The sequence below is a fragment of the Streptomyces sp. NPDC001848 genome (genome assembly GCF_042891915.1).
Classification (GTDB): Bacteria; Actinomycetota; Actinomycetes; order Streptomycetales; family Streptomycetaceae; genus Streptomyces.
Genome location: NZ_JBIATP010000011.1, coordinates 213,249 through 227,476, shown reverse-complemented (window position 1 = coordinate 227,476; position 14,228 = coordinate 213,249). Strand labels below are relative to the sequence as shown.

Sequence of the window (14,228 nt, the reverse complement as noted above, 5' to 3'; positions counted from 1 at the left end):
GGGGCCTAGGAGTCGGCGGCGGGTACCTCTTCGGGCGTGGCGTGCGGTTCCGGGGTCGGGGGCGAGGTGCGGGGGCGCGACCGCGACACCGCCACTCCCGCCAGGCACAGCACGCCACCTGCGAGCGTCACCGGTCCCGGGACCTCCTGGAGGAACAGCCAGGACATCAGGACGACCAGCGCGGGCACGGCGTACGTGGTCGCGCCCATCCGGCTCGCGGTCGTACGGGCCAGCGCGTACGCCCAGGTCGTGAAGGCCAGCGCGGTCGGAAACACGCCCAGGTACACCATGTTGAGCGTGGCGGACACCGGCGCGCGGGCCACGTCGTGCGCCAGCTGCCCGGCGAACGGCAGACAGGCGACCGCGCCCACCAGGCACCCGAACGTCGTCGCCTGCAGCGCGCTCGCCGCCCCCAGCGCGGGCTTCTGCGCGACGACCCCGGCCGCGTAGGCGCCCGCGGCGAGCAGGCACAGCACGACCCCGAGCACCGAGGAACCCCCGTCACCCGACATCGACAGGCCCACGGTCACGGCACCGGCGAACGACACCGCCATGCCCGCGAGCAGCCGCGGCGGCATGGCGTCCCCGAGCAGCCGCGCACTCAGCAGCGCGATCAGGATCGGCCCGATGTTCACCACCAGCGCGGCGGTCCCGGCATCGACCTGCTGCTCGCCCCAGTTGAGCACGACCACGTAGAAGCCGAACCACAGCAGCCCGGATATCGCGATCCCGCGCCACGCGGAACGCGGCGGCAACCCCTCCCGCCGCAGGAGGCAGATCACCCCGAGCGCCAGGGACCCGGCCAGCAGCCGTCCGAGCGCCAGCGCGCCCGGCGCGTACGCGGCACCCGCGCTACGGATCGAGACGAAGGCGGAGGCCCACAGCAGCACGGTGACGGCGGCCGCGCCGGCGGCCGGACGGGAGGGGGAGGCGTTCATCATGCTCCAGAGGCTAGGTGGACAGGGGAGGTGGCGCTCGAGGATTTCGGATGGGACGGCGCTGGTCGGCGCAGCGTCGCCGCCTCGATCCCCAGCAGCCGGGACAGGGCGCGTTCGCCCTCGTCCGTGACCTTCACGGCCCGCTCGGAGCCGATCCGTACGCACCAGCCCGCGTCCAGGGCGTGTCGACACAGGGCGGCGCCCGCGACACCCGCGAGATGGGGGCGGCGCTCGGTCCAGTCGAGGCAGGCACGGGCCAGAGGCCGGCGGCCCTTGCGGTCGAGGCGGATACCGGCGGTGTCGAACCAGGCCAGGCCGGCTTCGGTGAGGGCGAACCCCGTGTCCTGACGCAGCAGCCCCCGCGTGGTCAGCGCATCGGTGACAGCGATGCCGAGCCGCCCCGCGAGGTGGTCGTAGCAGGTGCGCCCGCGGGCCATCGCGGACCCGGCGCTCGCCTCCCGCAGCGTGCGCGGAGGCTCGGCCCTGACGTCCGGAGCCACCTGCGCGGCGAGATCCTCGACGATCTGGGCGACCCGCGGGTCGGCGAGCCGCACATAGCGGTGCCGCCCCTGCCGTTCCTCGGCGAGCAGGCCGCCCGCGACGAGCTTGCCCAGGTGTTCGCTCAGCGTCGATGCGGCCACCCCGGCGTGCCGCGCCAGCTCACCGGCGGTCCACGCCCGGCCGTCCAGCAGCGCCAGCAGGCAGGTGGCCCGCGTCTCGTCGGCGATCATCCCCGCGAGCCGGGCGAGCCCCGCCGCCGTGCCGTCCTTCCGCGTCGTCATGCGTCCAGCATCGACCACGGACACTTCGGCGCCCACCGAAGCATGCCCGGCTGCCCTGCGCCGAGTGCCCCGCCTGCTCTAGACGGGGCGCTTCACCTGCTCGTACTGCCGCTCCAGTCCGTCCAGAAGAGCGGCGAGCCCCGTCTCGAAGGCCCGTTCGTCGATCTTCTCCTGCTGCTCGGCGAGGAGGTGGGCCTGCCCGAGGTGGGGATAGTCGGCCGGGTCGTACGCCGTCGCGTCGTCGACGAAGCCGCCCGCGAACGAGCCGAGCGCGGAGCCCATCACGAAGTAGCGCATCAGCGCGCCGATGGAGGTGGCCTGCGCCGGCGGCCATCCCGCGTCGACCATGGCCCCGTAGACCGCGTCCGCGAGCCGCAGCGCGGCCGGGCGGCGGCCGGGCCCACGGGCCAGCACCGGGACGATGTTCGGGTGGTCGCGCAGTGCGGCCCGGTAGGAGACCGCCCAGTCGTGCAGCGCCGTCCGCCAGGGCCGGCCGTCCTCGAACATCGACAGGTCGACCTGCGCGCTCACCGAGTCGGCGACCGCCTCGAGGATCTCGTCCTTCGTGCGGAAGTGGTTGTACAGCGACGGTCCGCTGACCCCCAGTTCGGCGGCGAGCCGGCGCGTCGAGACGGCCCCGAGGCCCTCCGCGTCCACCAGCGCCCGCGCCGTGGCGACGATGCGGTCGGTGCTCAGGAGGGGCTTGCGCGGTCGGGCCATGGCGCACATAGTAGGGCTGCGGCTCGAAACTAGCACTGCTAATTTAAATGTGCCGCATTCAATGACCTGCCGAGGGGTGACGCGTCGTGAACCTGGAGCTCAGCGAGGATCAGGTGGCCGTGCGACGGCTGGCCGAGGAGTTCGTGACCCGCGAGATCGCCCCGCACGTCGTCGCCTGGGACCGGGCCGAGGAGGTGGACCGCTCGATCGTCAAGAAGCTCGGCGAGGTCGGCTTCCTCGGGCTCACCATCGACGAGGAGTACGGCGGCTCGGGCGGCGACCACCTCGCGTACTGCCTGGTGACCGAGGAACTGGGCCGCGGCGACTCGTCCGTGCGCGGGATCGTGTCCGTCTCGCTCGGCCTGGTCGCCAAGACCATCGCCGCCTGGGGGAGCGAGGAGCAGAAGCGCCGCTGGCTGCCGGGGCTGACGTCCGGGGACCACGTCGGCTGCTTCGGGCTCACCGAACCGGGCACCGGCTCCGACGCGGGCAACCTCGCCACCAGGGCGGTACGCGACGGCGACCACTACGTGATCAACGGCACCAAGATGTTCATCACCAACGGCACCTGGGCCGATGTCGTCCTCCTCTTCGCCCGCTCCACCGACGCCCCCGGCCACAAGGGCGTCTCCGCCTTCCTCGTCCCGACCGACACGCCCGGCCTGACCCGCCGCCCCGTCCACGGCAAGCTCGGCCTGCGCGGCCAGGCGACCGCCGAACTGGTCCTCGAGGACGTCCGCGTCCCCGCCTCCGCGATGCTGGCCCCGGAGGGCAAGGGCTTCTCCGTCGCCATGTCCGCGCTCGCCAAGGGCCGGATGTCGGTCGCGGCGGGCTGCGTCGGCATAGCCCGGGCCGCGCTGGAGGAGGCCGTGAAGTACGCCGGCGAGCGCGAGCAGTTCGGCCGTACCATCGCCCACCACCAGCTCGTCCAGGAACTCCTCAGCGACATCGCCGTCGACGTGGACGCGGCCCGGCTGCTGACCTGGCGGGTCGCCGACCTGATCGACCGCGGACTGCCCTTCGCCGTCGAGTCCTCCAAGGCCAAGCTGTTCGCCTCCGAGGCCGCCGTCCGCGCCGCGAACAACGCCCTGCAGGTCTTCGGCGGCTACGGCTACATCGACGAGTACCCGGTGGGCAAACTGCTGCGCGACGCCCGGGTGATGACCCTGTACGAGGGCACCAGCCAGATCCAGAAACTGGTCATCGGGCGGGCGCTGACGGGGGTTTCGGCGTTCTGAGTACCGCTGTGAGTACGGGTACGGATGTCCGGGCGGCGCCGTCAGCCGACCCTGGTGCACATGAGTGAGACTCCGGTCAGACAGCAGAACACGGCCGCCTTCTACGGTCAGGCCGTGGCGTCCTTCGCCATCGCCCTGGTGGCCACCGCCGTCGGGATCTTCCAACTGCACGCCGACGCCTGGGTGCGGGCCTTCCTCGGGATCGCCGTGCTGTACCTGGTGACGTCCGCCTTCACCCTCGCCAAGGTGATCCGGGACCGGCAGGAGGCCGGGCAGATCGTCAGCCGGGTCGACCAGGCCAGGCTGGAGAAACTGCTCGCCGAGCACGATCCTTTCGAAAAGCTCTGAGCGGGCACTCTAAGCGCCCGCTCACCTTCGGAGGTATGGTGTTCGTCCTGCCAGTGGAAGGGGCGAGCGATGAGTACGGCGGAGGAGACAGCCGGCGGCGAGATGGAGCCGTGGGCCGAGGTGACCCCGGACGCGGCCCGGCGGCTGCTGGTCGCCGCGGTCGAGGCCTTCGCCGAGCGCGGCTACCACGCCACGACGACCCGTGACATCGCGGGACGCGCCGGTATGAGCCCGGCCGCCCTCTACATCCACTACAAGACCAAGGAAGAGCTGCTCCACCGCATCAGCCGCATCGGCCACGACAAGGCCCTGGAGATCCTGCGCACGGCGGCCCGGCGCGAGGGCAGCGCGACCGAGCGGCTCGCCGACGCCGTGAGCTCCTTCGTCCGCTGGCACGCCGGGCGGCGCACCACCGCGCGGGTCGTGCAGTACGAACTGGACGCCCTCGGCCCGGACGCCCGTGCCGAGATCCTCGCGCTCCGCCGCCAGGTGGACGCCGAGGTGCGCGGGATCGTCGAGGACGGTGTGGCCGCGGGCGAGTTCGACGTGTTGGACGTGAAGGGGACGACGCTGGCGATCCTCTCCCTGTGCATCGACGTCGCCCGCTGGTTCAACGTCGACGGACCCCGGACGCCCGAGGAGGTCGGCGCGCTCTACGCCGACCTCGTGCTGCGCATGGTGGGGGCGCGGAAGTAGCCCCTCGGGCCCTGGGTCGGGGGTCCGCGGTGCGGGGTCAGAGGTAGTAGCGCGCGACCGACTCCGCGACGCACACCGGCTTGTCGCCGCCTTCCCGCTCCACGGTGAAGGCGACGCTCACCTGCACGCCGCCCGGCACCTCCTCGACGCCGGAGATCGCCGCGGTCGCGCGCAGCCGGGAACCGACCGGGACCGGGGCGGGGAAACGGACCTTGTTGGTGCCGTAGTTGACGCCCATCTTCACGCCCTCGACCTTGATCAGCTGCGGTCCGAACAGCGGGAGCAGCGACAGCGTGAGGTAGCCGTGCGCGATGGTGGTCCCGAAGGGTCCCTCGGCCGCCTTCTCCGGATCCACATGGATCCACTGGTGGTCCCCGGTCGCCTCCGCGAACAGGTCGATCCGCTTCTGGTCGATTTCCAGCCAGTCGGTGTACCCCAGCTGCTCGCCCACCGCCGCCTTCAACTCGTCGGCGGACGTGAAGATCCTCGGCTCTGCCATGTTCCCGGCCTCTCGCGTCACGAAGTCACCATACCTAAGCGACTGCTTAGCATGGCCGGGTGAGGCGCCGGTGTCAACGGACGGCGCCCGTGCCGCGGTGGGTAGGCTCTGGGAGGTGCCCCAGATCCCCGAGAAGATCCACGAGCTGACCGTCGGCCAGTTGTCGGCCCGTAGCGGCGTCGCCGTCTCCGCCCTGCACTTCTACGAGTCCAAGGGGCTGATCAGGAGCCGCCGCACGTCGGGCAACCAGCGCCGCTACACCCGGGACGCACTGCGCAGGGTCGCCTTCGTACGGGCGGCGCAGCGGGTGGGCATCCCGCTGACCACGATCCGCGAGGCGCTGGCGCAGCTCCCCGAGGAGCGCACACCCACCCGGGAGGACTGGGCCCGCCTCTCCGCGGCCTGGCGCTCCGAACTGGACGAACGGATCAACCAGCTGAGCCGCCTCCGTGACCACCTGACCGACTGCATCGGCTGCGGCTGCCTGTCCCTGGAGACGTGCGTCCTGTCCAACCCGGACGATGTCTTCGGCGAGAGGCAGTCGGGTTCCCGCCTGCTGGTGGAACGCCGGAAGCGATAGCCGCCCTGCTGCGGGCGTTCGTGCCACCCCTGGGCGGCACGGGTGGTCGCCGCTGACAACGGGGGGTGCGGCATCCCCCGGCGCACCCCCACGATCACGGCCCTAGGCCGACACGAGCAGCCGCGTGCGCCTGGTCCGTGCCAGGGCCGCGGGCGTCAGCACGGGAGTCGGCACCAGGATGCCGCAGTCCGTGCAGACCGGGCCCGACGACGGCTCATGGGCCAGGTCGTATCTCCAGATCAGGCGCTCGCCGGCGCACACCGGGCATGACGATCCCGGCTCGCGCTCCAGTGCGGCGATGAGCCGGCGCAGCACCTCGGCCAGCGGCTCGTGCGGGTGGACCCGCGGGTCGTCGCACCATGCGACCCCGAAACCGCCCCAGGTCAGCCGGTGCCAGTCGTCCACACTGCCCGGCCGGCGCAGCCCGTCGTGCTTCTCCTTCTTCCGGCGCTGCGTGAACTCGGCCTCGTAGGTGAGCCAGACGGACCGGGCCTCCTCCAGTTCTTCCAGTGCGGCCACGAGCCGCGCCGGATCGGGGGAGCGGTCCTCGGGACCGAACCCGGCCCGGGAGCACAGATGGTCCCAAGTCGCCCGATGCCCGTAGGGGGCGAACTTCTCAAGGCACTTGCGCAGTGAGTAGCGCCGCAGTGCCAGATCGCACCTCGGATCACGGACCTGTCTCGCCAGACTCCGGAAACCGGCCATCGCCTTGCACCTCCGTCACACCTGCACCTGTTACTTCGGTCACTTCGGCGTCGTTGTCGTACGGACTTCGCGCGACGTCGCCGAATAGACGTATCGACACGCGATTCGGCTCCATCGGATTTCCGATGACCTCCATAAGCCACCCGCCGGACGGTTGAAAAACTGACGCATGTTCATCTTCAATCGCGGGGATACCGGCGGTAACGTCCCGCCGCCCCCTCCCCCAAGCTCTCGGCTTCGCTCGAGCAGGGGGACCCCCATCGTCGGGAGGAGCTGCCATGCCATGGCGCACCCCACGCACCGCCCTCGACAGACTGAGAACTCCTCGCAGATCCCCCAAGTTCCTCAAGGCCGCGTCGATATGCGTCCTCCTCGCGGGGCTTTTGTCCCCGACGGCCGCGGTCACCGCTCAGGCGGCCACGGGCGCCGCGCAGGTGGCCGCGCCCAACGACTACTGCGGCGGCCGGTGTTCGGACATCCTCCCGCCCGGTGAGAACGGCAACGCCACCCTCGCCCAGATCCTCCTCAACCAGGCCTTCGGCACCCAGCCCGACCATGCCGAGGACCAGCTCGGCCCGTACGCCAACCTGGCCACCGGCTACTCCACGCTCACCGACGCGAAGATCAACAACTTCTTCAATGACGCGTCGTTCGGCGTCCCTTCCGATCAAGTCGCCTCCACCGAGAAGCCCGCGGGCCGCGGCGACGTGACGATCGTCCGCGACAAGAAGACGGGCGTCCCGCACATCACCGGTACCACCAGGTACGGCACCGAGTTCGGCGCCGGGTATGCCGCCGCCGAGGACCGGCTGTGGCTCATGGACGTCTTCCGGCACGTGGGCCGTGGGCAGCTGACCTCCTTCGCGGGCGGCGCCGCCTCCAACCAGGGCCTCGAACAGGAGTTCTGGCGCAATGCGCCCTACACCGAGGCCGATCTGCAGGCCCAGATCGACAACGCGGTGGCCGCCGCTGGCGACCGCGGCAAGCAGGCCCTCGTCGACGTGAACGCCTACCTGGCCGGTATCAACGCCTACATCGACGCCTCCGACTCGGGCCGCTACTTCCCCGGTGAGTACGTCCTGACCGGCCACAAGGACGCCATCACCAACGCCGGCACCATCGAGCACTTCAAGCTCACCGACCTGGTCGCGCTCGCCTCCGTCATCGGCGCGCTCTTCGGCTCCGGCGGGGGCGGCGAGGTCAACAACGCGATCTCCCTGCTGGCCGCCCAGTCCAAGTACGGCGTGGAGGAGGGCACCAAGGTCTGGGAGTCCTTCCGCGAGCGCAACGACCCCGAGGCCGTCCTCACCGTCCACAACGGCGAGAGCTTCCCGTACGCGTCCAGGCCCGACAGCCCGCAGGGCGAGGCGCTGCCCGACGCCGGTTCCGTGGCCCAGGAGCCGCTCGTCTACGACCGGTCCGGCAGCGCGGCCACATCGAGTGCCGGCAGCGCCTCCACCACCGCCGCGAAGACGGCCCTGACCTCCGCAAAGCGCGGCATGTCCAACGCCCTCGTGGTCAGCGGCAAGTACACCGCGAGCGGCCACCCCATCGCCGTCTTCGGCCCGCAGACCGGCTACTTCGCCCCCCAGCTGCTCATGCTCCAGGAGATCCAGGGCCCGGGCATCAGCGCCCGTGGGGCGTCCTTCGCGGGCCTGAGCATGTACGTCGAACTGGGCCGAGGCCAGGACTACTCCTGGAGCGCCACCACCTCCGGCCAGGACATCATCGACACCTACGCGGTCGAGCTGTGCCAGGACGACTACCACTACCTCTACCACGGCACCTGCACGGCCATGGACAAGGTCGAGCAGAAGAACTCCTGGTCACCCACGACCGCCGACTCGACACCCGCCGGTTCCTACACCATGCGGGTGTGGCGCACCAAGTACGGGCCCGTGGAGTACCGCGCCACGGTCGGCGGCAAGAAAGTCGCCTACACCACCCTGCGCTCGTCCTACCTGCACGAGGCCGACTCGATCATCGGCTTCCAGATGCTGAACGACCCCGACTACGTCAAGGGCCCGAAGGACTTCCAGAGCGCTGTCCAGCACATCAACTACACCTTCAACTGGTTCTACGCCGACTCCCAGCACACCGCGTACTACAACAGCGGCGACAACCCGGTGCGCGCGAGCGGTGTCGACGCCGAGTTCCCGGTGTGGGCGCAGGCGGCGTACGAGTGGCGGAACTGGGACCCGACGACGAACACGTCCGACTACACGCCGCCGTCCCAGCACCCCAACTCCATCGATCAGGACTACTACATCTCCTGGAACAACAAGCAGGCCAAGGACTACACGGCCGCACCCTGGGGCGAGGGCTCGGTCCACCGCGGCAACCTGCTGGAGGACCGGGTGAAGAAGCTGGTGGCGGCCGGCGGGGTGACCAGGTCGTCCCTCGTGAAGGCCATGGCCGACGCGGCCCTCGCCGACCTGCGCGCCGAGGACGTGCTGCCGAAGCTGCTGCAGGTCATCGGCAGTTCGGCGGTGACCGACTCCACGGCCGCGGCGGCGGTGAGCAAGCTGCAGGCCTGGGTCTCGGCGGGAGCCAAGCGCACGGAGACCTCGGCCGGCTCGAAGACGTACGCCGATGCCGACGCGATCCGCATCCTGGACGCCTGGTGGCCGCTGCTGGTGAAGGCCGAGTTCCAGCCCGGTCTCGGCAGCGACCTGTACACGGCCTTCGGCAACAACCTGCCGATCGACGAGTCCCCGTCGGCCGCGCACGGCCCGACCGGATCGCACGCCGGAAGCTCCTTCCAGTACGGCTGGTGGAGCTATGTCGACAAGGACATCCGGGCGGTCCTCGGCGAGTCGGTGCAGGGCCCGCCGGCGCAGAAGTACTGCGGCGGCGGCAGCCTCAGCTCCTGCCGGGACGTCCTGATCAGCACGCTGAAGCAGGCCGCGGGCATGACGGCGTCCCAGGTCTACCCCGGCGACGACCAGTGCTCGGCCGGTGACCAGTGGTGCGCCGACTCGATCGTCCAGCGCACCCTGGGCGGCATCAAGCACGGCAAGATCAGTTGGCAGAACCGGCCGACGTTCCAGCAGGTCGTGGAGTACACCTCGCACCGGTAGCCCGGTAGCCCGGTAGCCCGGTAGCCCGGTAGCCCGGTAGCCCGGTAGCCCGGTAGCCCGGTAGCCCGGATGGGTGACGAGTGGCGGTGGGTCAGCTCACCCGGCCCGCCGCCAGCACCACCCGGGCCAGCTCCGGATGCACGATGTCGCTGTGCGCGCCCGACGGCGGGCCACCGTGGCACACCACCGCGCAGGCGTCCACGTTGACGCATCCGGACGCCGGAAGTCCGCCGTTCAGCGCGTCGGCGAGTGCCAGGCTCCGGGTGCCGTCCACCGCCTGGACCCCGTCGTGGCCCATCGCTCCCCACCGCGCGCCGAGGAGCCGGCCGATGTCGAAGTCCGCCGCGAAGTCCCCGGTCAGCGACCGGTCGTCGTCCGCCATCCGGGACGCCAGCGGATAGAACGTGCCGAGCGCCGAGTCGAAGTGGGAGTAGCAGCACACCAGGGGACCGTCGACCCGGTTCTGCTGCCCGTCCAGCACACCGCTCGTGTGCGGGTCGTCCGGCAGCCGGGACGCGAACGCGTAGTGCGAGAAGGCGCCCTGCAGCAGTGTCACCGACTTCACCGTGCGCACCCCCTGCGGCAGCCCGCGCAGCGCGAACGAGACCAGCCGCCCGCCGAAGCTGTGCCCGACCAGGTGCACCCGGACATCCGGCGCAGCCTGCGCCAGCTGCCCGATCACCTGCCCGAGCCCCCGCTCGCCGACCGTGCCCGCGCGTCGCTTCATCGCGTAGTACGTGGCCTGTCTGAGCAACTCGCGCGCCCCGTCCCACATCCCCTTCGGTGTGAACGAGAACCCCTCCGCGGACCGCCCGTCGGCCGACTCGACCTGCTCCAGCGCCCGCGCGAAGCTCCGGCACACACCAGCCGTGTCCCCGGTCAGCATCCCGGGCTCGCTCTCCGGCGTCCCCTGCGCCAGGGTGTCCGCGGCGAACACGGCCTGCGGCCCCTGCGGCCGCACCTCCACCAGCAGCCGTACCAGCCGCCCGAACTCCTCCAACGAGGCGCCGTCGTCCGGGTGCTGCTCCAGCAGCCGCGTGAGCTGCTCCACCACGGTCGCGCGGCCGGGGAACACCTCGAGCAGCGCGTGCCGGCTGTCCTTGTCCAGCCGCGGGGCCGGCGGCAGCAGGCCGGCCGCGGCCGACGGCGGGAAGTGGGGGATCGGCTCGTCCGCGAACATCATCGACGGCCAGATCACGCCCACGTACCCGAGGCGGGCCCCGGGCGCCAGCGAGGGCACCGGCGCGAAGAAGCTGCTGTAGAGCCGGGTCGCGCCGGAGCGTTCGTTGTTCCAGCCGTGCGCGAACACCAGCAGCTCCCGCACGCCGCGCCGGGACACCTCCGTGAGCAGCCGGTCCCGCTCCGGCCCGTCCACGTCGCCGTCCGCGTCGAAGGTCAGCTCCCAGTAGGGACTCACGCTCACTGCCGGTACCGCCATGACGGGCCCCCTTGCCCCGAGGTCGAGTGCGCTGTGCGCGCATCGTCCTGCCAACAGGCAGGGTTGGCCATACGTCACGACTCATCCGTACAACAGGTACTGCCGACGGATCCGCCGGAAGGCCGCCAGCTCGTCCTGCCACGCGGCCACCACCTCGTCGGCCGTGGCGCCGGCGTCGATCATCGTGCGCACCCGCGCCGAGCCCGTGAGCTTGTCGATCCAGTTGTCCGAGCGCCACGCGAAATCGCTCCACACCCTCCTCGCGGTCACCAGCAGCGCGATCCCGGTGCGGACGGGGTCGTAGGCGGCCCGGTCGTGGACATGGATCTGCACACCGCCGACGGTCCTGCCCTGGAACTTGGAGAAGGTGGGCGCGAAGCAGGCCTCCCTGGAGTGCACGCCCGGCAGCCCCAGTCGCTCCGCCTCCGCCGCCCACCGGCCGTCGACGCCCTCCGCGCCGAGGAGTTCGAAGGGACGGGTGGTGCCGCGCCCCTCCGCTGCCCTCCAGCGGCGCGTAGCCGTCCGCCGCCAGCCGTTCGAAGCCGGTGCGCAGCGATCTGCTGCGGCCGGCCCCGGACACTGCGGGGAACGGCACGGTCGCCGCCGTGGTGGCGGCGAGCAGCCCTCGTCTCGACAGCTTCATGTGGTGACCTCCGGGGTTGGGTCGGCTGTCATGCTCATGTGGGCCAACGACGGCACCCCTTCCCTCGTTACATACCGACTGGTTAGTCTGTCGGCCGTACAGAGCCGACGGCAGCAGAGCCGGTGCGTGTCGCGTCGAAGGAGACCGATGGTGGAAGCCGTGCAGGATGCGGGAGTGGTCGTCACCGGGGCGGGAGGCGGCATCGGGGCCGCCCTGGCCCGCCGCTTCGCCGCCGAGGGGGCCCGGGTCGTCGTCAACGACCTGGATGCCGGGAAGGCGAAGGCCGTCGCCGAGGAGATCGGCGGCATCGCGGTCCCGGGCGACGCCTCCGCGGTCGTGAGTGAGGCGCGGGACGCGCTCGGCGGCACCGTCGACGTCTACTGCGCCAACGCGGGCCTCGGCTCCGGCGGCACCGAGGCCGCCGACGAGGAGGTCTGGGCGCGGGCCTGGGACGTGAACGTGATGGCCCACGTCCGCGCGGCGCGGGAACTCCTGCCCGCCTGGCTGGAGCGCGGCGCGGGCCGGTTCGTCTCCACGGTCTCCGCCGCCGGACTGCTCACCATGATCGGCGCCGCCCCCTACAGCGTCACCAAGCACGGTGCGTACGCCTTCGCCGAGTGGCTGTCGCTGACCTACCGCCACCGCGGCCTGAAGGTCCACGCGATCTGCCCGCAGGGCGTGCGCACCGACATGCTGACCGCCTCCGGCACCGCCGGTGACCTGGTGCTCGCCCCGACCGCGATCGAGCCCGAGGACGTCGCCGACGCGCTGTTCAAGGGCATCGCCGAGGACCGGTTCCTGATCCTGCCGCACCCCGAGGCCGCCGCGTACTATCAGGCGCGCGCCACCGACCCGGACCGCTGGCTGACGAGCATGAACCACATCCAGCAGAAGTGGGAGGCCGGCCGGTGACCACCTCCCGTTACGCCGCCAAGCCCTGGCTCGCCCTCCTGAACGACGCCCAGCGCGCCCCGGTCAGCCCCGCCGACTCGCTCGTGCACGCCCTGCGCGCAGTCCCCGCGGACCGCACCGCCCTCGCCTACTTCGACGGCCGGATCAGCTACGCCGAACTGGAGGCGCTGTCCGACTCCGTCGCCGGGTTCCTCGCCTCGCGCGGTCTGCAGCGCGGCGACCGGGTCGCGATCCTGCTGCAGAACTCCCCGCACTTCGTGCTGGCCCTGCTCGCCGCCTGGAAGGCCGGCGCCACCGTCGTACCCGTCAACCCCATGTACAAGTCGGGGGAGGTCACGCACGTCCTGAGGGACGCCGAGGTGACCGCCCTGGTGTGCGCGGACCGCGCCTGGGAGTCGTATCTGCGCGACACGGCGGCCGGTTCGCCCGTACGGATCGTGCTCACCGCCTGCGAGCTGGACCTGCAGACGCGCGACGACGCGCGCGTGCTGAACTTCGAGCGGTCGGCGCAGGCCACCGACGCCGACGACCTCGTGACCGTCGCCCGGCAGGGCCACAAGGCGCCCGCGGACCGGGACCCCGCACCCTCCGACATCGCGCTGATCAGCTACACCTCGGGCACCAGCGGCACCCCCAAGGGCGCCACCAACACGCACGGCAACATCATGTACAACGCCGAGCGGCAGCGCACGGGCCTCGGCCTGCCCGAGGCGCCCGTCTACTTCGCGCTGGCACCGCTGTTCCACATCACCGGGATGGTGTGCGAGCTGGCGGCCTGTCTCGCCGGCGGGGGCACGCTCGTCCTCGCCTACCGCTTCGAGGCGGGTGTCGTGCTCGACGCGTTCGCCGAATACCGCCCGCACTTCACCGTCGGCCCGTCGACCGCCTTCATGGCGCTCGCCGCCCACCCGTCCGTCACCCCGGACCACTTCTCCTCGTTCCGGGTCATCTCCTCCGGCGGCGCCCCGCTGCCGCCGGCCCTGGTGGAGAAGTTCCGGGCCGGCTTCGGGCCGTACATCAAGAACGGCTACGGGCTCACCGAGTGCACCGCGCCCTGCGCCTCGGTCCCGCCCGGCCTGGAGGCGCCCGTGGACCCGGTCTCCGGGACCCTCGCCGTCGGCGTGCCCGGGCCGGACACGGTCGTCCGCATCGTCGACGACCGGGGCGAGGAGGTGCCGTTCGGCGAACAGGGCGAGATCGTGGTCCGCGGTCCCCAGGTGGTGCCCGGCTACTGGCGGCGCCCGGAGGCCACCGCCGAGACCTTCCCGGACGGCGAGCTGCGCACCGGCGACATCGGGTTCATGGACGAGCGGGGCTGGCTGTACGTCGTGGACCGCAAGAAGGACATGATCAACGCCTCCGGCTTCAAGGTCTGGCCGCGCGAGGTCGAGGACGTGCTCTACACGCACCCGGCGGTGCGCGAGGCGGCCGTCGTCGGGGTGCCCGACGGCTACCGCGGCGAGACCGTCAAGGCGTACATCAGCCTGCGCCCGGGCGCCGAGACGGACCCCGACGCGCTGGCCGCGTACTGCAAGGAGAGACTGGCCGCCTACAAGTACCCGCGCCAGGTGGAGATCCTGCCCGAGCTGCCGAAGACGGCGAGTGGCAAGATCCTGCGTCGGGAACTGCGTTCCCGCCGGGCGTGAGCC

General features: G+C 71.5%; 13 protein-coding genes and 1 pseudogene. 7 read left to right on the top strand and 7 right to left on the bottom strand.

Annotated features, from left to right (window positions below; translation table 11 throughout):
* Positions 1–5: 5 nt before the first annotated feature.
* From ACFYZJ_RS23845 to ACFYZJ_RS23835, 3 genes are all read right to left on the bottom strand, one after another.
* Positions 6–938 (bottom strand): DMT family transporter, encoded by a 933-nt coding sequence (locus tag ACFYZJ_RS23845; RefSeq protein ID WP_388571224.1) that lies wholly within the window; start codon positions 936–938, stop codon positions 6–8.
* The gene (locus tag ACFYZJ_RS23840) at positions 938–1,720 is read right to left on the bottom strand and encodes an ArsR/SmtB family transcription factor (RefSeq protein WP_388571068.1); all 783 of its coding nucleotides are present in this window, start codon (positions 1,718–1,720) and stop codon (positions 938–940) included. Before ACFYZJ_RS23840 ends, ACFYZJ_RS23845 begins: the two co-directional genes overlap by 1 nt.
* Positions 1,721–1,798: 78 nt before the next feature.
* On the bottom strand, positions 1,799–2,440 hold the full coding sequence (locus ACFYZJ_RS23835) for a TetR/AcrR family transcriptional regulator (RefSeq protein WP_388571066.1): 642 nt from the start codon (positions 2,438–2,440) through the stop codon (positions 1,799–1,801).
* Between the two features lie 86 nt (positions 2,441–2,526).
* On the opposite strand from ACFYZJ_RS23835, the gene ACFYZJ_RS23830 reads away from it, so the two are divergent.
* The 3 genes from ACFYZJ_RS23830 to ACFYZJ_RS23820 all read left to right on the top strand — a co-directional run bounded on the left by ACFYZJ_RS23830 (position 2,527) and on the right by ACFYZJ_RS23820 (position 4,722).
* On the top strand, positions 2,527–3,678 hold the full coding sequence (locus ACFYZJ_RS23830) for an acyl-CoA dehydrogenase family protein (RefSeq protein ID WP_388571064.1): 1,152 nt from the start codon (positions 2,527–2,529) through the stop codon (positions 3,676–3,678).
* A gap of 60 nt (positions 3,679–3,738) precedes the next feature.
* On the top strand, positions 3,739–4,026 hold the full coding sequence (locus ACFYZJ_RS23825) for a YiaA/YiaB family inner membrane protein (protein WP_103839144.1): 288 nt from the start codon (positions 3,739–3,741) through the stop codon (positions 4,024–4,026).
* Between the two features lie 69 nt (positions 4,027–4,095).
* Positions 4,096–4,722: a TetR/AcrR family transcriptional regulator gene (locus tag ACFYZJ_RS23820; protein ID WP_388571061.1), complete on the top strand. Its 627-nt coding sequence runs from the start codon at positions 4,096–4,098 to the stop codon at positions 4,720–4,722.
* 37 nt (positions 4,723–4,759) lie between these two features.
* On the opposite strand, the gene ACFYZJ_RS23815 is transcribed toward ACFYZJ_RS23820, so the two are convergent.
* On the bottom strand, positions 4,760–5,221 hold the full coding sequence (locus ACFYZJ_RS23815) for a MaoC family dehydratase (protein WP_388571222.1): 462 nt from the start codon (positions 5,219–5,221) through the stop codon (positions 4,760–4,762).
* A gap of 115 nt (positions 5,222–5,336) precedes the next feature.
* Here ACFYZJ_RS23815 and soxR point away from each other — a divergent pair, with 115 nt between their 5' ends.
* Entirely contained in the window at positions 5,337–5,801 is a 465-nt protein-coding gene (gene soxR / locus ACFYZJ_RS23810; RefSeq protein ID WP_388571059.1) for a redox-sensitive transcriptional activator SoxR, read from the top strand.
* A 102-nt stretch (positions 5,802–5,903) separates the two neighbouring features.
* On the opposite strand, the gene ACFYZJ_RS23805 is transcribed toward soxR, so the two are convergent.
* Entirely contained in the window at positions 5,904–6,506 is a 603-nt protein-coding gene (locus tag ACFYZJ_RS23805; RefSeq protein ID WP_388571058.1) for a hypothetical protein, read from the bottom strand.
* A 278-nt stretch (positions 6,507–6,784) separates the two neighbouring features.
* On the opposite strand from ACFYZJ_RS23805, the gene ACFYZJ_RS23800 reads away from it, so the two are divergent.
* A complete protein-coding gene (locus tag ACFYZJ_RS23800; RefSeq protein WP_388571056.1) occupies positions 6,785–9,586 on the top strand; it encodes a penicillin acylase family protein in 2,802 nt (933 codons plus the stop codon).
* Between the two features lie 91 nt (positions 9,587–9,677).
* On the opposite strand, the gene ACFYZJ_RS23795 is transcribed toward ACFYZJ_RS23800, so the two are convergent.
* Both ACFYZJ_RS23795 and ACFYZJ_RS23790 read right to left on the bottom strand, forming a co-directional pair.
* A complete protein-coding gene (locus ACFYZJ_RS23795) occupies positions 9,678–11,024 on the bottom strand; it encodes a serine-threonine protein kinase (RefSeq protein ID WP_388571054.1) in 1,347 nt (448 codons plus the stop codon).
* Between the two features lie 81 nt (positions 11,025–11,105).
* A pseudogene (locus ACFYZJ_RS23790) lies at positions 11,106–11,522 on the bottom strand (DUF1343 domain-containing protein); the annotation flags it as partial.
* A 292-nt stretch (positions 11,523–11,814) separates the two neighbouring features.
* On the opposite strand from ACFYZJ_RS23790, the gene ACFYZJ_RS23785 reads away from it, so the two are divergent.
* Together ACFYZJ_RS23785 and ACFYZJ_RS23780 are read left to right on the top strand one after the other, a co-directional pair.
* Positions 11,815–12,579: an SDR family oxidoreductase gene (locus ACFYZJ_RS23785; RefSeq protein ID WP_388571052.1), complete on the top strand. Its 765-nt coding sequence runs from the start codon at positions 11,815–11,817 to the stop codon at positions 12,577–12,579.
* Positions 12,576–14,225, top strand: coding sequence for a class I adenylate-forming enzyme family protein (locus ACFYZJ_RS23780; protein ID WP_388571050.1), 1,650 nt, complete (start codon positions 12,576–12,578; stop codon positions 14,223–14,225). The genes ACFYZJ_RS23785 and ACFYZJ_RS23780 overlap by 4 nt, the downstream gene beginning before the upstream one ends.
* Positions 14,226–14,228: the final 3 nt, after the last annotated feature.